This window comes from Nocardioides ginsengisoli, assembly GCF_039537225.1.
GTDB lineage: Bacteria > Actinomycetota > Actinomycetes > Propionibacteriales > Nocardioidaceae > Nocardioides > Nocardioides ginsengisoli.
The window spans coordinates 88,012-105,792 of sequence record NZ_BAABAC010000040.1 but is presented as its reverse complement, the minus strand read 5'-3'; the positions used below and the strand labels follow the sequence as shown (position 1 = coordinate 105,792).

Here is a 17,781-nt window from a genome sequence, read left to right as displayed (position 1 = left end):
CGGCGCGGGCGGCGTCCGGGTCGTCGTCGAGCAGCGCCCGGCAGCGCAGCGCCGCGCCTTCGGCCGAGCCGACGCCGCGGGCGTGGGCCGCGCCGGTCCCGGCGCCCGCGGTCACGGCCGCGGCGAGGTCGGGGTCGCCGTACGGCACGGCCTGGTGGACCAGCGCCGGCGCGAGCGACCGCCAGCTCAGGAAGTACGGCGTCGGCCGGGTGTGCAGCCAGCCCTCGGTCAGCGCCGTGAGGCTCTCCCGGTGCCGGGGGCCGGCGGCCGCGCGGGCGAGCGAGAGCCAGTCCTCGCCGGGCCCGCCGAGCGCGGTGAGCGACCCTCCGCCGGGCCGGACCTGCGCCTGCGCCGAGCCGACGTTGCCGCGCAGCGCCTCGACGAGCGCGATCACCGCGTCGGCGATCGGCCGGGCGACGAGCGTGCCGGCCGCGTGCGCGCCGTCGAGGGCGAGCCGGGCGTCGGCGACGCCGTCGTCCCACCGGCCGTTGAGGTAGCGGGCCAGGCCGCGCATCGCGTGGTACCAGGCGGCTTGGCCGGTCGCCCCGGCGGCGCCGCTGCGGCGCAGGCCCTCGGTGAAGGAGGCCTCGGCGTCGGCGAAGCGGTCCAGCTCGACCAGCGCCAGCCCGTGGTAGAGGTGCGAGAGCGGCGCGCCGCCGGAGCTCTGCCGCTCGGACGCCTGGAGCCCGATGCCGAGCTTGGTGAGCCGCAGCGCGTCGGCCGGGCGGCCTGCGCTCATCGCGATCGCGGCCTGGGTGTTGAGCGCCTCGCAGGCGGCGAACCGGTTGCCGTGCCGGTCGCCGAGCCGCCGCGCGCGGTCGGCCGTCGTACCGGCCCCGGCGACGTCGCCGAGCAGGAAGCGCGAGCCCGCCTCGTCGGCCAGGTAGGACGCCTGCGTGGCGGGCGCGCCCGCGGCGAGCTCGGCGGCCAGCGCGAACCGGTCCCGCGACTCGGCGATCCGCCCGACCCGCTGCAGCAGCAGGCCGAGCGCCGCGTGCAGCTCGGCGCGGACCAGCGGGTCGGGGGTCGTCTCCAGCATCAGCTGGGCGTCGGTCGCGGCGGCGTTCAGCTCCCCACGACCGATCCGCGCCCACATCTCCTGGCGGCGGGCGTCGGGATCGGGGCTCACGGCCTTACCCCCTCGGGCGCTCAGCGGTCCCACGTCGAGGGTAGGGCGGAGGCCGCCCCGCCGGGAACCCCCGGCGGGGCGGGTGGATCAGCGCTCGGGGACCCAGTCGAACTCGTCGGGGTTGGGGCCCGTGCGGCCCGCGTCGCCCTCGTCGAGACCGGAGATCGCGTCGATCTGCTCGGCGGTGAGCTCGAAGTCGAAGATGCCGAGGTTCTCGGCCATCCGCTCGGGACGGACGCTCTTGGGGAAGACGATGTCGCCGCGCTCGATGTGCCAGCGCAGGGTGACCTGCGACGGCGTCCGGCCGAGGTCGTCGGCGATCTTGACGATCGTCGGCTCGTCGAGCACCCGGCCGCGCGCGATCGGCGACCACGCCTCGACCAGCGCGCCGTGGCGCAGGGTCGCGGCGCGGGCGTCCTCGTTGGTGATGAAGGGGTGGACCTCGATCTGGTTGACCACCGGCGCGACGCCGGTCTCGGCGACGATCCGGTCGAGGTGGTCGGGCTGGAAGTTGGAGACGCCGACGGAGCGGGCGCGACCGTCGGCGGTGAGCTCGGTCATGGCCCGCCACGTCGAGACGTAGTCGCCGTCGTAGCGCGTCGGGAGCGGCCAGTGGATGAGGAAGAGGTCGACGTGGTCGAGGCCGAGCCGGGCGAGCGACTCGTCGAAGCTGCGGCGTACGTCGTCGGGCCGGTGGTTGTTGTTGTGGAGCTTGGTCGTGACGTAGAGCTCGTCGCGGGGGATGCCGGAGGCCGCGACCGCGGCGCCGACGCCCTCCTCGTTGCCGTACATCTGGGCGGTGTCGAGGTGCCGGTAGCCGGCCGCGAGGGCGTCGGTCACGACCGCCTGGGTGTCGGCCGGCGGCACCTGGAAGACGCCGAAGCCGAGCTGGGGGATGGAGGTTCCGTCGCTGAGGTCGAGTCGAGGAATGCTCATGGTCCCGACTTTCTCACGCAGCTGGGAACAACCCCGGGGGACCACCCGTTGGAGCCTGTGTCAGACTTGAGTCCATCCGGCTCAACTAACCTGCATCACGAGCTGAACCACTTTACGACAGGAGCAATGAACATGGCACGAGCTGTCGGCATCGACCTCGGTACGACGAACAGCGTCGTCGCGGTCCTCGAGGGCGGCGAGCCCACGGTCATCGCCAACGCGGAGGGAGCCCGGACCACGCCGTCCGTCGTCGCCTTCGCGAAGAGCGGTGAGGTGCTCGTCGGCGAGGTCGCCAAGCGCCAGGCCGTCACCAACGTCGACCGCACCATCCGGTCCGTCAAGCGCCACATGGGCACCGACTGGACCCAGCACATCGGCGACCCCGTCGACAAGGACTTCACGCCGCAGCAGATCTCGGCGTTCATCCTGCAGAAGCTGAAGCGCGACGCCGAGGCCTACCTGGGCGAGACCGTCACCAACGCGGTCATCACCGTCCCGGCGTACTTCTCCGACGCGCAGCGCCAGGCCACCAAGGAGGCCGGTGAGATCGCGGGCCTCAAGGTCGACCGCATCGTCAACGAGCCCACCGCCGCCGCGCTGGCCTACGGCCTCGACAAGGGCGACGACCAGACCATCCTCGTCTACGACCTCGGTGGCGGCACGTTCGACGTGTCCCTGCTCGAGATCGGCGAGGGCGTCGTCGAGGTGAAGGCCACCAGCGGCGACAACCACCTCGGTGGCGACGACTGGGACAACGCGATCGTCCAGTGGATGGTCAAGAAGTTCAAGGACGCCAACGGCGTCGACCTGGCCGCCGACAAGATCGCCGCCCAGCGCCTCCAGGAGGCCGCGGAGAAGGCGAAGATCGAGCTGTCCTCCTCGAGCGACACCACGATCCACCTGCCCTACATCACCCACGGCGAGAACGGCCCGCTGCACTTCGAGGAGCGGCTCACCCGCTCCGAGTTCCAGCGGCTCACCGCCGACCTGCTCGAGCGCACCAAGGCGCCCTTCCAGAACGTCCTCAAGGACGGCGGCGTCGCGCTCTCCGCGATCGACCACGTGGTCCTCGTCGGCGGCTCGACCCGCATGCCGGCCGTGACCGAGCTGGTCAAGGAGATGCTCGGCGGCAAGGAGCCCAACAAGGGCGTCAACCCCGACGAGGTCGTCGCCGTCGGCGCCGCGCTGCAGGCCGGCGTCCTGGCCGGTGAGGTCAAGGACGTGCTGCTCCTCGACGTCACCCCGCTCAGCCTCGGCATCGAGACCAAGGGCGGCGTGTTCACCACGCTGATCGAGCGCAACACCACGATCCCGACCAAGCGCTCCGAGATCTTCACGACCGCCGACGACAACCAGCCGTCGGTCGAGATCAAGGTCGCCCAGGGCGAGCGGGCCATCTGGTCGCAGAACCAGGGCCTCGGCAACTTCGAGCTGACCGGCCTCCCGCCGGCTCCGCGCGGCGTGCCGAAGATCGAGGTCACCTTCGACATCGACGCCAACGGCATCGTCCACGTCTCCGCCAAGGACCAGGCGTCCGGCCGCGAGCAGTCGATGACGATCTCCGGCGGCAGCGCGCTGTCCAAGGACGACATCGACCGCATGGTCAAGGAGGCCGAGCAGTACGCCGAGGAGGACGCCAAGCGCCGCGAGGCCGTCGAGGTCCGCAACCAGGGCGACCAGCTCGTCTACACGACCGAGAAGTTCCTCGCCGACAACGGCGACAAGATCCCGGACGACGTGAAGACCGAGGTCTCCGCCGACGTCGAGTCGCTCAAGACCGTGCTGGCCGACGCCGAGGCGTCCGCCGACGCGCTCCAGGCCGCGATCTCCAAGCTCGGTGAGTCCAGCCAGAAGATGGGCGCCGCGATGTACGCCGCCGCCGAGGCCGACTCGGCCGCTGCGGGTGGCACCACCGGCGCGACCGGCGAGTCCGACGACGACGTCGTCGAGGCCGAGATCGTCGACGAGGACACCGAGGGCGACGCCAAGTGAGCGACGACAGCGTCAACCCGGAGGAGGGGGAGCTGCAGGAGACTGCGGCTCCCTCGCCCGAGGGCCAGGACGCCCCGGCCGAGGAGGGCGCCGCCGACGCCGTCGCCGATGCGGCGGCCGACGCCGTGACCGCCGAGGCCGACGAGCTCGCCCTGGCCAAGATCGCGCTGGAGGAGCGGACCCTCGACCTGCAGCGCCTGCAGGCCGAGTACCTCAACTACAAGCGCCGGGTCGAGCGTGACCGCGAGCTGCTGCGCGAGAACGCGACGTACGCCGCGCTCACGCCGATCATCGACGTCCTCGACACGATCGACCGGGCGCGGGAGCACGAGCCGCTCGAGGGCGGCTTCAAGGCCACCGCCGAGCAGCTCGAGCGCGTGGTCGCCCAGCTGGGCCTGGTGAAGTTCGGCGAGGTCGGCGACGCCTTCGACCCCACCGTGCACGAGGCGCTGTCGCACATCGGCACCGACGCCGAGGTCGAGGTGACCACCTGCAAGGTGATCGCCAAGGCCGGCTACAAGATCGGCGACCGGGTGGTCCGCGCGGCGCAGGTGCTGGTGGTCGACCCGGCTTGATCAACGCTACGAAGGAGAAGGGAGGTGCGCGATGAGTGACGACGGCATCCGGTCCGACTGGGCGACCAAGGACTTCTACAAGGAGCTCGGCGTCGCCAAGACCGCGTCGCAGGACGAGATCAAGAAGGCCTACCGCAAGCTCGCGCGTGCCAACCACCCCGACTCGCACCCCGACGACTCGGCCAAGCACGACAAGTTCAAGGCCGTGGCCGAGGCCTACGACGTGATCGGCGACGCCGACAAGCGCCAGAAGTACGACCAGGCGCGGGAGATGTTCGGCCGCGGCGGCTTCCCCGCCGGGGCGGGCTTCGGCCCGGGAGGCGGCTTCGGCGGTGGCGTCAACGTCGAGGACCTGCTCCGTGAGCGGGCCGGCGGCGGGGGTGGTGGCTTCGGCGACCTGTTCGGCGACCTGTTCGGCGGCGGCTTCGGCCAGGGCCGCCGGGCGCCGCGGGCCGCCCGCGGCGGCGACCTCGAGACGACGGCGACGATCGGCTTCACCGAGGCGCTCGAGGGCGTCACGGTGTCGCTGCGGATCAGCTCCGACGGCGCGTGCGCCACCTGTCACGGCACCGGCGGCAAGCCCGGCACCAAGCCGCACGTCTGCCCGACGTGCGACGGCACCGGCTTCGTCACGGCGTCCGTGGGCGGCGCCTTCTCGATGAACGAGACCTGCCCCTCGTGCGGTGGTCGCCAGCTCGTCTACGACGACCCGTGCCCCACCTGCCACGGCACCGGCCGCGGCCAGTCCGCGCGCACGATCCAGGCCAAGATCCCCGCGGGGGTCAAGGACGGCCAGCGGATCCGGCTGCGCGGCAAGGGCGCCCCGGGCGAGAACGGCGGCCCCGCCGGTGACCTCTACGTCACCGTCAAGGTCGCCGGCCACCGGGTGTTCGGCCGCAAGGGCGAGCACCTGACGGTCGACGTACCGGTCTCCTTCGCCGAGCTGGCGCTCGGCGCCGAGATCAAGGTGCCCACGCTGGGTGGCGCCCCGGTGACCCTCAAGGTCCCCGCCGGCACGCCCAACGGCCGGACCTTCCGGATCCGCGGCAAGGGCGCGGCCAAGGCCGACGGCACCAAGGGCGACCTGCTCGCGACCGTCGAGGTCCAGGTGCCGAGCTCGCTCGGCGCCGAGGCCAAGGAGGCCCTCGAGGCCTACGCCGCCGCGACCGCCGGCACGCCGCTGCGCGCCGGGCTCTTCACCGGCGACGCCGGCGAGGCACGCTGATGGCCGCCGTCCGCCCACCGCAGGGGCCGCCCGGAGCGGAGGACGCGGTCTACGTCATCAGCGTGGCCGCCCAGCTCTCCGGGCTGCACCCGCAGACCCTGCGCACCTACGAGCGGGTCGGGCTGATCACGCCCGGCCGCACCGGTGGCGGCGGACGGCGCTACTCCTACCGCGACATCGAGCGGCTCCGCGCGATCGCCGCCCTGACGGCGTCCGGCATCGGCATCGAGGGCGTCCGCCGGATCCTCGACCTCGAGAACGCGGTCGCCGCGCTGCGCGCCCGCAACGCCGAGCTCGCCGCCGAGCTGGACGCCGCCCGTGAGGCGCTGCGTCAGGCGATGGCCAGCCGTCCCACGCCGCGCTCCAACCTGCCCGCGCTGCCCGACGCTCCTGTCGGGCAGTCGATGGTCGTCTGGCGCCGGCGGCCCTGAGGGTGTTGGGATCCCCGCTTCAGCGGGGATTCCTGCGCTTCCTGCCCGTTGCAACGGCCAGGAAGCGCCAGCAACCGTCAGGAAGTACGCCGTCCGCGACCCCCGGTTGCTGCGACACCGTGACCTGAGATCTCTGTCGGGGTTGATAGGGCAGGCGTTAACCTCCACCCGTCGGGACCGTCCGAGGGCATGGGGCGCGGCGGGACCCCCACGGGACGAGAGGTGCGTGTGAGTTCAGTGCTCGAGTGGCTCGGCGACTGGGCCGACCACGTCGACTGGTTCGCGTTCGTGTCGATCCCGTTCTTCACCGGCATCATCGGCTGGCTGATCAACTGGTCCGGCCTGTGGATGCTCTTCAAGCCGGTCAGCTTCCACGGCTTCCGGGTCCCCGGCCTGCGTGAGATCGCGGGCGTCATCCCGCGCAAGCTGCAGGAGATCCCGGGCCTGATGGAGGGCGGCGTCGGCTGGCAGGGCATCGTCCCCGCGCGCGCCGCCAAGATGGGCAGCATCGCCGTCGACAAGGTGATCGCCAAGCTCGGTACGCCGGCGGAGTTCTACTCCCAGCTCGAGCCCGACCAGATCGCCGAGCACATCGTCGCCGTCTTCCGCCCCGACCTGCCGGCTCTCGTCGACGAGGTCATGATGCGCGAGCACCCGCGGCTGTGGCGCGACCTGCCGAAGCCGGTGCGCCAGGCGGTGATCGACCGGGTCCAGGCGCAGCTGCCGGGCGTCGTGAAGACGATCACCGACGAGATCGGCGTCCACATCGACCAGCTGCTCGACCCGAAGATCATGGTCATCGACCACTTCCGCAACAACCCCGAGCTGGTCGTCAAGGTCTTCAAGGACGTCGGCCAGCGCGAGCTCAACCTGATGGTCGCCTTCGGCTTCATCTTCGGCTTCCTGCTGGGCGTCCCGGTCGCGATCATCGACCAGACCTGGCACATCTGGTGGCTGCTGCCGCTGCTCGGCGTCTTCGTCGGCTGGACCACCAACCTGCTCGGCATGTGGCTGATCTTCGACCCGCCGGAGGAGAAGCGGATCCTCGGCATCAAGGTGCAGGGTCTCTTCCTGCGCCGCCAGGACGAGTGCGCCGAGGTCTACGCGCGGATCATCGCCGACGACGTGATCACGCTCGAGCGGATCGGCGACTTCCTCATGGACGGCCCGCGCGGCGACCGCACCCGGCAGATGATCGCCACCGCGATGCGCCCCGCGATCGACAAGGCCGCCGGCCCGCTGCGCGGCGCGGTCAACGTCGCGATGGGCGGGCGCCGCTACGACAGCATCAAGGACTCCTTCGCACAGGAGGCCGTCGGCCGCACCATCACGCCGTTCCGGGACGCCGAGTTCAGTCGCCAGCAGTCGGAGAAGATCCGGGTGCTGATCGCGCGGCGTACCAAGGAGCTCCCGCCCAAGGACTTCGTCGAGATGATGCGCTCGGCCATCAAGGAGGACGAGTGGATGCTCTACGCCCACGGCGCGATCATGGGTGCCGCCGGCGGGTTCATCCACCTCGGGATCTTCAATTGGGGATGGATTCCGGGATTCCCCCCGGCCTGAGCGGAAGGCTGACATGACCGACGACCTCGACAAGGACGGACTGCCGCGGCTGCCCGCGCTGCCCGGACCGGCCGTGGCCGAGTCCCTGCCCGGACTGGCCCGTGTGGCCGGCTCCGCGGCGCTGCACACCGCCGGCTGGGGCGTCCGTACGACGACCCGCAACTGGCTGCGCGTCGGCAAGGCCGTGACCAGCCGCGACGAGGCGGCCTCCCTCATCCGCGACGTCGGCTCGTACGTCGGCGCGCTCGGCGAGGTGGCCCGCCAGGTCTCCGGCGGCGTGCCCGTCGCCACCGCGCTGATGCGCGCCGGGGAGTCGCTCGGCGCCGGCGCGGAGCGCACGCGCGAGGTCCCCGTCGCGCCCGTCGTCGACGGCCAGGTCGTCGCGTCGCGCCCGCAGTCGCTGCGCGACCGCGGCAACGAGCTGCTCCAGCGCTCGCGCGACGTGTGGAGCCAGGACGACCGCCACCCGGCGTTCGACCGGATCCTCGACGAGCTCGCGCCCGACGAGGCGCGGATCCTCGTCATGCTGCTGCGCAACGGCCCGCAGCCGTCGGTCGACGTCCGCACCGGCGGGCCGATCGGCATGGTCAACAGCCAGCTGATCGCGCCGGGGCTCAACATGGTCGGGCCGCGCGCGGGGCTGCGCTACCTCGACCAGGTGCCGTCGTACCTCAACAACCTGTTCCGGCTGGGCCTGGTCTGGTTCTCGCGCGAGCCGGTGCGCGACCACCTGGAGTACCAGGTGCTCGAGGCGCAGCCCGACGTCCTCGGCGCGCTGCACTCGGTGAAGTTCGCGAAGGTCGTGCGCCGCAGCATCCACCTCACGCCCTTCGGCGAGGAGTTCTGCAAGCTCGCGCTCGTCGACGAGCAGACCGCCGCCAGCGACGACCTGCCCGAGCACGAGGCGCCGCCGGAGATCGACGGAAACTAACTGACGATCCGCCCGCCGGCGCCGCGCCACCACCGCGCCGCCGCACGTACGGCGGGCGGCAGGTCGTCCCGCGACGCGAGCGCGGCCAGCTCCGGCTGCCGCGACATGCCGGCCGCGAAGAGCGCGTCGTAGCCGACCTCGTCGTCGGCGACGACCAGATCGCGCAGCAGCGGCTCGGGCAGCGGCACGCCGGCGAACCCGCAGATGGTCAGGCCCGCGCCACGCACCACAGGGTCGTCGGAGGCCAGCCAGGGGGCGGGATCCGCGGTCTCGAACGGGATCATCAAGTTGGCGAAGGCGAACGCCGCGCCGTGGCGGGTGATCTCGTCGGGGCCGTCGAGCGCGGAGATGCAGAGCTGCTCACGCACCGCGTCGGCGAACGGCGAGGCGACGAGCAGGAAGGACGACGTCACCACGTGGGTGGCGCGGAAGTCGTAGAGCACCTCGAAGAGCAGCCGGGCGAGCAGGCTCTCGCCGGCGGACGTGCCGGTGATCTGGGCGGCCAGCGACGCGGCGTGGGCGAAGTGGCGGTTGCGGCGGGTGCGGGACCAGGTGGCGGCGCGGCGCGGCTCGACGAGGTCGCGGGCGAGCAGCGCGCGGACCGCCGTACGGAACTCGGGCGGGCAGCACGCCAGCGTCGAGCTGAGGATCGGCTGGCGCAGCGGGTCGCCGACCGCGGCGTCGCACGCGGCGGCGAACACCGGCACGAGCGGCATCCAGTCGGAGCGGCGCAGGCCGCCGACGCTGCGCATGTTCTGGATCCCGAGGCAGCCGGCGCGCGCGATCACCCACGACTCATGGGACAGCAGCTCGCCGCACCAGGTCACCAGGTCGGCCGTCGGACGCTCGGTGACGGCGCTGAGCAGGTCGGCGGCGCGCTGCATGCCGGGCGCCTCGACCGCCTCGCGGATGACCTCCGCGACCACGGCGCCGTAGGGGCTGCAGCGGAGCTTGGCGAGCGCCTCGTAGCGCAGCTGGTAGGCCAGCCCCGCCGACCGGCCGACCTCGTCGACGAGCTTCGCGATCAGCGGCCGGGCGGTGCGCGCGGGCAGGCCGAACGGCGTGAGCGTGTGGTACTCCGCGAACCGCAGCCACTCGTGGGCCAGGGGCTCGTCGGCGGCGACCGCGTCGCACGCCGTGCTGAAGCCCTCGAGGGTGGGCGCCGGCACGAACGGCTCGGCGTCGGCGGGCGCATAGGAGAAGGTCCGGCACAGGACGTCGACCGGCGCGCGGAGGTGACCGTAGGGGATGTCGAGCGCCCGCTCGTAGGCGGCGATGACCCGCCCGCTGCGCCGGCCGGCGGTCTCGACGCGGGAGAGGGTGGCCGGCGAGAGCGCCGTACTGGCGTCGGTACGGCGGCCCAGCTCGCGCAGCGGCACGCCCGCCGCGGCGCGGGTGCTGCGCAGGAGCCAGCCGATCCGCGCGCCGACGTCGATCCGCGCACCCGCGAGCGGGGAGGCGTCGTCGATCTCGTCGGCGTGGCGAGCCATAGGGCATGGTGGCAGGTCGGCCGTCGTTTCATCGACCGATCGGACCGAAACAATCGCGATCGGGCCCTCCTGCTGTGCGATTTTGAACTCCAGCGCGGTCGAGCGCGAGTGTCCGGTGCGGCGTGGGGCCGTGCTCCGCCTGCGGGGGACCAGGGGGAACCCGTTCGACCGCGATCACCCGCGGTGGGTGGGGGAACCCGAGATTCCTCCACCCACCGTCGCTGTTCTCGCCCGCCCCGAGCCCCGGGCCCCTGGCGTCGGCGTCGCCGCGCTGCGCCCCTGGCTGGCGAGAAATTCAAAGTTGATAGGAACAGACTCAACTCTGGTGTCGTTGAGAGAGTGACCGGCCGGACGATCCCGGCCAAGATGAACCCAGCACTCTCGACAGGAGCCGACCACTCATGAGCCAGTTCGGGGCCGACAAGTTCACCACGCGCAGTCGCGAGGCGATCGAGGCCGCCCAGCTCGCCGCGACCACGGCGGGCAACACCACCGTCGAGCCGATCCACCTGCTCGTCGCGCTGCTGCTGCAGACCGACGGGACGGCGGCCAGTCTGGTCGCCAAGGCCGGTGTCGACGCCCCCGCGCTCGTCCACGCCGCCTCCGCCGCGCGCGACGCGCTGCCGCGGGCCAGCGGGGCGACCGTCCAGCAGCCCGCCGGCTCGGCGGCGCTGACCCGCGTCCTGGCGTCCGCGCTCGACCTGGCGCGCTCGATGAAGGACGACTTCGTGGCGTCCGAGCACCTGCTCATCGCGCTGGCGACGGTCGAGTCGACCGCCAAGACGGTCCTCGAGGAGGCCGGGCTCACCGCCGACGGGCTGCGCGAGTCGGTGACGGCGGTGCGCGGCAACCGGCGGGTGACCAGCCAGGACGCCGAGGACACCTACGAGGCGCTCGAGAAGTACTCCGTCGACCTCACCGCCGCCGCCGAGGAGGGCCGGCTCGACCCGGTGATCGGGCGCGACGCCGAGATCCGGCGGGTGGTGCAGGTGCTGAGCCGTCGTACCAAGAACAACCCGGTCCTCATCGGCGAGCCCGGCGTCGGCAAGACCGCCGTCGTCGAGGGACTCGCCCAGCGCGTGGTGGCGGGCGACGTCCCCGACTCGCTCAAGGGACGGCGGGTGCTCAGCCTCGACCTGGCCGCGATGGTGGCCGGTGCGAAGTACCGCGGCGAGTTCGAGGAGCGGCTCAAGGCCGTCCTCGAGGAGATCAAGCAGGCCAGCGGCCAGGTGATCACCTTCATCGACGAGTTGCACACCGTCGTCGGCGCGGGCGCCGGCGGCGACTCCGCGATGGACGCCGGCAACATGCTCAAGCCGATGCTGGCGCGCGGCGAGCTGCACATGATCGGCGCCACCACCCTCGACGAGTACCGCGAGCGGATCGAGAAGGACCCCGCGCTGGAGCGCCGCTTCCAGCAGGTCTTCGTCGGTGAGCCGAGCGTCGAGGACACGATCCAGATCCTGCGCGGCATCCAGGAGAAGTACGAGGCCCACCACGGCGTCCGGATCACCGACGCCGCGCTGGTCGCCGCCGCGACCCTGTCCGACCGCTACATCAGCGGCCGCCAGCTGCCCGACAAGGCGATCGACCTCATCGACGAGGCGGCGTCCCGGCTGCGGATGGAGATCGAGTCCTCCCCGGAGGAGATCGACCAGCTCCGTCGCCAGGTCGACCGGCTGAAGATGGAGGAGTTCGCGCTCGCAAAAGAGTCCGACGATGCCTCCCGCGAGCGGCTCGACGCGCTGCGCCAGGACCTCGCCGACAAGGAGGAGGAGCTGCGCGGGCTCGAGGCCCGCTGGGAGCGGGAGAAGTCCTCGCTCGAGGGGGAGGGCGAGCTGCGCCGTCAGCTCGACCAGCTCCGCGTCGAGGCCGACAAGCTGACCCGCGAAGGCAACCTCGCCGGCGCCAGCGAGATCCTCTACGGCCGGATCCCCGCGCTCGAGGAGCAGATCAAGGCCGTCGAGGCGGTCGAGGACGCCGAGCTGCCGACCGAGAAGCTGGTCGGCGAGGAGGTCGGCGCCGAGCAGGTCGCCGAGGTGGTCGAGGCCTGGACCGGCATCCCCACCGGGCGCATGCTGCAGGGCGAGACCGCGAAGCTGCTGGAGATGGAGAGCGTCATCGGCGAGCGTCTGATCGGGCAGCGGGCCGCGGTCGGCGCCGTGAGCGACGCCGTACGACGCGCGCGGGCCGGCATCGCCGACCCCAACCGCCCGACCGGCTCGTTCCTGTTCCTCGGCCCCACCGGCGTCGGCAAGACCGAGCTCGCCAAGGCGCTGGCCGACTTCCTGTTCGACGACGAGCGGGCGATCGTCCGGATCGACATGAGCGAGTACGCCGAGAAGCACTCCGTCGCACGTCTGGTCGGCGCCCCTCCGGGCTACGTCGGATACGACGAGGGCGGGCAGCTCACCGAGGCCGTGCGTCGGCGCCCCTACTCCGTCGTCCTGCTCGACGAGGTCGAGAAGGCCCACCCCGAGGTCTTCGACATCCTGCTGCAGGTGCTCGACGACGGGCGGTTGACCGACGGCCAGGGCCGCACGGTCGACTTCCGCAACACGATCCTCATCCTGACCTCCAACCTGGGCTCGCAGTACCTGGTCGACCCGACCCTGGAGCCCGAGGCACAGAAGGAGGCCGTGCTCGGCGTCGTCCGGCAGTCGTTCAAGCCCGAGTTCCTCAACCGGCTCGACGAGATCGTCACCTTCGACGCGCTCTCGCGCGACGACCTCGGCCACATCGTCGACCTGCAGCTCGCGCTGCTGGAGAGCCGGCTGGCCGTGCGGCGGATCTCGATCCACGTCACGCCCGCCGCTCGCGCCTGGCTGGCGGAGGTCGGCTACGACCCGGCCTACGGCGCGCGTCCGCTGCGGCGGCTGATCCAGTCCGCGATCGGCGACCCGCTGGCGCGGATGCTGATCGGCGGCGAGGTCACCGACGGCGGGTCGGTGACGGTCGACCGGGGTGAGGACGGGCTGGTCCTCCGCCGCTGACGCCCGGCCACCCGGGATGGGGCTCCCGCTCGTGCCTTCTGATGGAATGGAGGCATGAGCGAGGAGCAGCCCCGGCCGGGACAGGCGACGCTGGCGGGCGCGCTCATCATCGCCGGCGCGGTGGTCGTCGTCCTCGGCGCGTGGGACCGGATCGCCGGCCTCCACTCGCTGGAGGGGCAGCGCCACCTGGCGTCCGATCCGCTCGTCACCGAGCTCGGCATGAGCCTCGACGGCGTCGAGACGATGATCCGCGTGCTGTGCCTGATCGGCGCGGGCGCGGCGACCGCCGCGGTGATCCTCGGCACCCAGGTCTACCGGCGCTCGCTGAGCGCGCGGGTCGCGCTGACCGCGCTGACGCCGCTGTTCCTGGTCGGCGGGATCGCGATCGACGTCTTCCCGGCCTTCCTGCTGATCGCCGGTGTCGCGCTGCTGTGGGCGTCGCCGACCCGCGACTGGTACGCCGGGCGGCCGTGGGTCCAGGCCTACGAGGAGCGCCGTGCGGCGCGCGCGGCGATGCTGCGCCCGCCGGCGCCACCGGCGCCGTCGTCCCTGCAGGGGCCGTCGGCCGGCCCGGGTGCTCCGGGCGCGTCGCAGCAACTGCAGCGGCCGGTGCCCCCGCCGTACCCGGCCCCGGTGCCGCGGCCCGTCGCCGGCCCGCGCGGGCGGATCGAGCGTGGTCCGCGACCGCCGGCCCTCATCGCGGCGTGCGTGCTGACCTGGCTGACGGCGCTGGTCGTGGTGGTCGGGCTGTCCCTCGGCATGACCCGGGTGGCCAGCGAGAGCGGCCAGGTCTTCGCCGAGATGAAGCGGACCCAGCCGCAGCTGGTCGACGCCGCCCAGGTCACCGAGCAGCAGGTCGTGACCTACCTGTACCTGATCCTCGCCGGCATGATCGCCTGGGCGTTGGTGGCGGTCCTCCTCGCGGGCCTCGCCTACGCCGGCCAGAACTGGGCGCGCATCACCCTCGCCGTCTCCGGCATCGGCGCCGCGGGCCTGACGCTGCTCGGCTCGGGCTCGGCGTGGCCGCTGATCATCGTGGTGGCGCTCATCGCCGGCGCCACGGCGCTGCTGATGCGCGGCGAGATCGGCCGCTGGTACGCCGGCGGGCGCTGAAAGAGCTCCTGAGGAGCTGACGCTACGGCGACACTTCAGGCCCGCAGGTCGGCCGCGGCGAGTCGTCGTACCGCCTCGGCGATGACCTCGGGCCGCTTGCAGAACGCCCACCGGACCAGGTGCCGGCCGCTGCCCGGCACGTCCGGGTCGTCGTAGAAGACCTCCGACGGGATCGCGACCACGCCGGCGCGCTCGGGCAGCGCCCGGCAGAAGTCGCCGCCGCTGGCCCAGCCGAGCGAGCTGACGTCGGTCGTGGCGAAGTAGGTCCCCTCGGGGACGTAGGTGGTGAGTCCGGCCGCGCGCAGGCCGTCGACGAGCTGGTCGCGCTGCGCCTGGAGGTCGTGCGCGAGGGCGGTCGGGAAGGCGTCGCCGGCGTCGAGCGCGGCCGCGACGGCGGGCTGGAGCGGGGAGCCGGACGTGAAGGTCAGCCACTGCTTGGCCGAGGTCACCGCCGCGACGAGCGGCGCCGGACCGGTCGCCCAGCCGACCTTCCAACCGGTGACCGACCAGGACTTCCCGGCGCTGGAGAGCGTGAGCGTCCGCTCGGCCATGCCGGGCAGCGTGGCGAGGGGGAGGTGCGGGCGGCCGTCGAAGGTGAGGTGCTCGTAGACCTCGTCGGTCACCACGATCAGGTCGTGCTCCTGCGCGACGCGGGCGACCGCGGCGAGCTCGTCGGCGTCGAGGACCCGGCCGGTCGGGTTGTGCGGGGTGTTGAGCAGGATCAGCGTGGTCCGGTCGGTGACCGCGGCCTCGAGCTCGGCCGGGTCGAGCCGGAAGTCCGGCGCGCGCAGGGTGACCGGACGCCGTACGCCGCCGGCGAAGTCGATCATCGCCGTGTAGGAGTCGTAGTACGGCTCGAGCACGACCACCTCGTCGCCCGGGTCGACCAGCCCGAGCAGCGCGCCCGCGATCGCCTCCGTGCACCCGGTCGTGACCACGACCTGCGTGTCGGGATCGAGCTCGATCCCGTAGCGCCGCTGCTGGTGCCGCGCGATCGCGTGGCGCAGGGCGGGGACGCCGATGCCGGGCGCGTACTGGTTGGCCCCGCCGCGGAGCGCGTCGACCGCCGCCCCGATCAGCTCCGGCGGACCGTCGGTGTCGGGGAAGCCCTGGCCCAGGTTGACCGCGCCGGTGCGGACGGCGAGCGCCGACATCTCGGCGAAGATCGTCTCGCCCATCCCGGCCACGCGGGCGGCGGCGGGGGCGGCGGCACGGGAGGCGCGGGCAGCGGCGTGGTCGGACACCTGTCGACCCTAGGGCATGGCCGTGGGCAGCGGACCGCCCGCGTTCTCCGGACGGCGCCGCACGCTCTAATCTCGGAGCGTGACGACCACCGACACCTCCCTCGCCGCCGACATCGACGCCACCTGCCGCCTGACCGGCGAGTTCACGCTCCGGTCCGGCCAGGTGAGCAACGAGTACTTCGACAAGTACCTCTTCGAGGCCGACCCGCTGCTCCTCGCCCGGGTCGCGCGCGAGGTCGCGCAGCTGCTGCCGGCCGACGCCGAGCTGCTCGGCGGGCTCGAGATGGGCGGCATCCCGATCGCGACCGCGGTCAGCCAGCTGGTCGGGATCCCGGTGGTGTTCGTGCGCAAGAAGGCCAAGGAGTACGGCACCGCCAAGCTGGCCGAGGGCTCGTCGTACGACGGCCGGAAGGTCGTGCTCATCGAGGACGTGATCACGACCGGCGGCGCGGTGCGCGACGCCACGAAGGCGCTGCGTGAGGGCGGCGCGATCGTCGAGACGGTGGTCTGCGCGATCGACCGCAGCCCGGCGGGGGAGAACCCGCTGGCCGACGTCGCGCTCGAGGTCCGCGCGGTGCTGACCAAGGCGCAGCTGGACACGGCCCGGGCGGCCGCCCAGGCCTGACCGCCGGCCGCCACCCGCCCGCCGGGGCCTGAGCCGACCCGCCCGTGCGGGCGGGTCGCTCAGGCCGGACGGCCGAAGGTCACTCGGCCGCGGGTGCGCCCGCGATGTTGACCAGCCAGCTCACGCCGTACTTGTCGTCGAGCATGCCGAAGCTGTCGCCCCACGGCGCCTTCTCCAGCGGCTGGTGGATGGTCGCGCCCTCGGACAGGCCGTCCCACCAGGCGCGCAGGGTGGCCTCGTCCTCGGCGGGGCCGCTGATGCTGACCTGCTGCTTCTGGGGCTCGCCCGGCACGTGGTGCGGGTGGTCGGCGCCCATGAGCAGGACGGAGTCGGAGACCGACAGGGCCGCGTGCATGACCCAGTCGACCTCGTCCTCGGCGACGCCCATCGCGGTGCCGCCCATGTCGGCGAAGGTCATCACGGAGAGCTCGCCGCCGAGGACGGAGCGGTAGAACTCCATCGCCTCACGGGCCTGCCCGCGCCAGTTGATGTAGGGGTTGAGGTTGATCGCCATGGTTTGCTCCCGACGTGGTGAGGGTGGACGCCGGGATCGACCGGCGCGGATCCCGAGAATCATCGCTCCGACCACCGACACCCACCACCAACGGCGGATGAACCCGCGATCAGGGGGTCGATCAGGGGGTCGATCAGGGGTCGATCAGGGGGTCGAGCAGGGGAGGCGAGCAGGGCGTCGAGCAGGGACTCACTCGACGCCGGAGTCGACCGGCTGGTCGCTCCCGTCGGGCCGCTTGGCGCCGGGCCGCTTGTGCCGCCACCACTCCCAGCCGATCGGGACGGCGGAGAAGGCCAGGATGGCGAGGGTGACGTAGTCGATGTTCTCGCCGAGCGCGGGGATGGCCGCGCCGAGGAAGTAGCCGAGCAGCGTGATCGAGGTGACCCACAGCAGGGCGCCGACCGCGCTCCAGAGGAAGAAGCGGCGCCGCGCCATCATCGTCACGCCGGCCACGACGGTGATGTAGGTGCGCACGAAGGGCACGAACCGGCCGATGACCAGCGCCTTGTTGCCGTGCTTGTCGAAGAAGGCGCCGGTGTTGTCGAAGTACTTCTTCTTCAGGATCCGGCCGTCGCGCTCGTAGAGCGGCGGCCCGAGTCTGCGCCCGATCTCGTAGCCCGCCACATTGCCGGCGAAGGCGGCGGCGACGAGCAGCACGATCGCGATGAGCAGCTCGATCGGCTCGTTGTTGATGCCGATCACCGAGTAGCCGGTCTTGCTGCTGCCCGCGATGAACAGGCCGAGCGCGAAGAGCAGCGTGTCGCCGGGGAGGAACGGGAAGAAGAGACCGCACTCCACGAAGACGATGGCGATCGCGATCCAGATGAAGGTGCTGCCGTACTCATGCTGCAGCCAGGTGGGGTCGAGCCACTTGATTCCGAGCAGCATCGGTACGACGAGCGGCGTCGCGACCAGCGAGTTCACGACGCCACGCTACCGGCCGGTGCCCAACGGCGTGACGGATAGGGTGCCGTTCGTGGACGGGGAGGCGGCGGAGGCGGCGCAGGAGCGGCGCGCGCC

Annotated in this window: 15 protein-coding genes; 9 read left to right on the top strand and 6 right to left on the bottom strand. The window is 72.5% G+C overall.

Features of this window, described 5'->3' with window-relative positions; translation table 11 throughout:
* The coding region (locus tag AB4880_RS21035) for a hypothetical protein (RefSeq protein WP_367921167.1) at positions 1–1,129 on the bottom strand (1,129 nt) is incomplete at its 3' end.
* An 87-nt stretch (positions 1,130–1,216) separates the two neighbouring features.
* Positions 1,217–2,065 carry an aldo/keto reductase gene (locus tag AB4880_RS21030; RefSeq protein ID WP_367921166.1) on the bottom strand — a complete coding sequence of 283 codons (849 nt, stop codon included), beginning with the start codon at positions 2,063–2,065 and terminating at the stop codon, positions 1,217–1,219.
* Positions 2,066–2,197: 132 nt separating this feature from the next.
* Between AB4880_RS21030 and dnaK the strand changes: the two genes are divergently transcribed.
* The 6 genes from dnaK to AB4880_RS21000 all read left to right on the top strand — a co-directional run bounded on the left by dnaK (position 2,198) and on the right by AB4880_RS21000 (position 8,782).
* Complete coding sequence (gene dnaK, locus AB4880_RS21025; RefSeq protein ID WP_367921165.1) at positions 2,198–4,057, top strand: molecular chaperone DnaK; 1,860 nt, start codon at positions 2,198–2,200, stop codon at positions 4,055–4,057.
* Entirely contained in the window at positions 4,054–4,632 is a 579-nt protein-coding gene (grpE, locus tag AB4880_RS21020) for a nucleotide exchange factor GrpE (RefSeq protein WP_367921164.1), read from the top strand. The genes dnaK and grpE overlap by 4 nt, the downstream gene beginning before the upstream one ends.
* A 31-nt stretch (positions 4,633–4,663) precedes the next feature.
* Positions 4,664–5,857: a molecular chaperone DnaJ gene (dnaJ, locus tag AB4880_RS21015; protein WP_367921163.1), complete on the top strand. Its 1,194-nt coding sequence runs from the start codon at positions 4,664–4,666 to the stop codon at positions 5,855–5,857.
* Positions 5,857–6,288, top strand: coding sequence for a heat shock protein transcriptional repressor HspR (locus AB4880_RS21010; RefSeq protein WP_367921162.1), 432 nt, complete (start codon positions 5,857–5,859; stop codon positions 6,286–6,288). The genes dnaJ and AB4880_RS21010 overlap by 1 nt, the downstream gene beginning before the upstream one ends.
* Before the next feature lie 228 nt (positions 6,289–6,516).
* Positions 6,517–7,851, top strand: coding sequence for a DUF445 domain-containing protein (locus AB4880_RS21005; RefSeq protein ID WP_367921161.1), 1,335 nt, complete (start codon positions 6,517–6,519; stop codon positions 7,849–7,851).
* Between the two features lie 13 nt (positions 7,852–7,864).
* Positions 7,865–8,782 (top strand): Abi-alpha family protein, encoded by a 918-nt coding sequence (locus AB4880_RS21000; RefSeq protein WP_367921160.1) that lies wholly within the window; start codon positions 7,865–7,867, stop codon positions 8,780–8,782.
* Here AB4880_RS21000 and AB4880_RS20995 read toward each other — a convergent pair.
* A complete protein-coding gene (locus AB4880_RS20995) occupies positions 8,779–10,272 on the bottom strand; it encodes a hypothetical protein (protein WP_367921159.1) in 1,494 nt (497 codons plus the stop codon). The genes AB4880_RS21000 and AB4880_RS20995 overlap by 4 nt on opposite strands.
* 401 nt (positions 10,273–10,673) lie before the next feature.
* On the opposite strand from AB4880_RS20995, the gene clpB reads away from it, so the two are divergent.
* Together clpB and AB4880_RS20985 are read left to right on the top strand one after the other, a co-directional pair.
* Positions 10,674–13,265: an ATP-dependent chaperone ClpB gene (gene clpB, locus AB4880_RS20990; RefSeq protein ID WP_367921158.1), complete on the top strand. Its 2,592-nt coding sequence runs from the start codon at positions 10,674–10,676 to the stop codon at positions 13,263–13,265.
* Between the two features lie 54 nt (positions 13,266–13,319).
* Positions 13,320–14,378 (top strand): hypothetical protein, encoded by a 1,059-nt coding sequence (locus AB4880_RS20985; protein WP_367921157.1) that lies wholly within the window; start codon positions 13,320–13,322, stop codon positions 14,376–14,378.
* A 35-nt stretch (positions 14,379–14,413) separates the two neighbouring features.
* Here AB4880_RS20985 and AB4880_RS20980 read toward each other — a convergent pair whose 3' ends face one another.
* Complete coding sequence (locus tag AB4880_RS20980) at positions 14,414–15,622, bottom strand: pyridoxal phosphate-dependent aminotransferase (protein ID WP_367921156.1); 1,209 nt, start codon at positions 15,620–15,622, stop codon at positions 14,414–14,416.
* A 79-nt stretch (positions 15,623–15,701) separates the two neighbouring features.
* Between AB4880_RS20980 and pyrE the strand changes: the two genes are divergently transcribed.
* Positions 15,702–16,247, top strand: a complete 546-nt coding sequence (pyrE, locus tag AB4880_RS20975; protein WP_367921155.1) for an orotate phosphoribosyltransferase — start codon at positions 15,702–15,704, stop codon at positions 16,245–16,247.
* A gap of 79 nt (positions 16,248–16,326) precedes the next feature.
* Here the strand turns inward: pyrE and AB4880_RS20970 are convergent, their stop codons facing one another.
* A complete protein-coding gene (locus AB4880_RS20970; RefSeq protein ID WP_367921154.1) occupies positions 16,327–16,761 on the bottom strand; it encodes a VOC family protein in 435 nt (144 codons plus the stop codon).
* A 189-nt stretch (positions 16,762–16,950) separates the two neighbouring features.
* The gene (locus AB4880_RS20965; protein WP_367921153.1) at positions 16,951–17,685 is read right to left on the bottom strand and encodes a DedA family protein; all 735 of its coding nucleotides are present in this window, start codon (positions 17,683–17,685) and stop codon (positions 16,951–16,953) included.
* Positions 17,686–17,781: the final 96 nt, after the last annotated feature.

What these genes read in the sequence shown, in the direction of transcription:
- AB4880_RS21030 (WP_367921166.1), bottom strand. Translation starts at nt 2,065, where the DNA reads ATGAGCATTCCTCGACTCGACCTCAGCGACGGAACCTCCATCCCCCAG.
- dnaK (WP_367921165.1), top strand. Translation starts at nt 2,198, where the DNA reads ATGGCACGAGCTGTCGGCATCGACCTCGGTACGACGAACAGCGTCGTC.
- dnaJ (WP_367921163.1), top strand. Translation starts at nt 4,664, where the DNA reads ATGAGTGACGACGGCATCCGGTCCGACTGGGCGACCAAGGACTTCTAC.
- AB4880_RS21010 (WP_367921162.1), top strand. Translation starts at nt 5,857, where the DNA reads ATGGCCGCCGTCCGCCCACCGCAGGGGCCGCCCGGAGCGGAGGACGCG.
- AB4880_RS21000 (WP_367921160.1), top strand. Translation starts at nt 7,865, where the DNA reads ATGACCGACGACCTCGACAAGGACGGACTGCCGCGGCTGCCCGCGCTG.
- AB4880_RS20995 (WP_367921159.1), bottom strand. Translation starts at nt 10,272, where the DNA reads ATGGCTCGCCACGCCGACGAGATCGACGACGCCTCCCCGCTCGCGGGT.
- clpB (WP_367921158.1), top strand. Translation starts at nt 10,674, where the DNA reads ATGAGCCAGTTCGGGGCCGACAAGTTCACCACGCGCAGTCGCGAGGCG.
- AB4880_RS20985 (WP_367921157.1), top strand. Translation starts at nt 13,320, where the DNA reads ATGAGCGAGGAGCAGCCCCGGCCGGGACAGGCGACGCTGGCGGGCGCG.
- AB4880_RS20970 (WP_367921154.1), bottom strand. Translation starts at nt 16,761, where the DNA reads ATGGCGATCAACCTCAACCCCTACATCAACTGGCGCGGGCAGGCCCGT.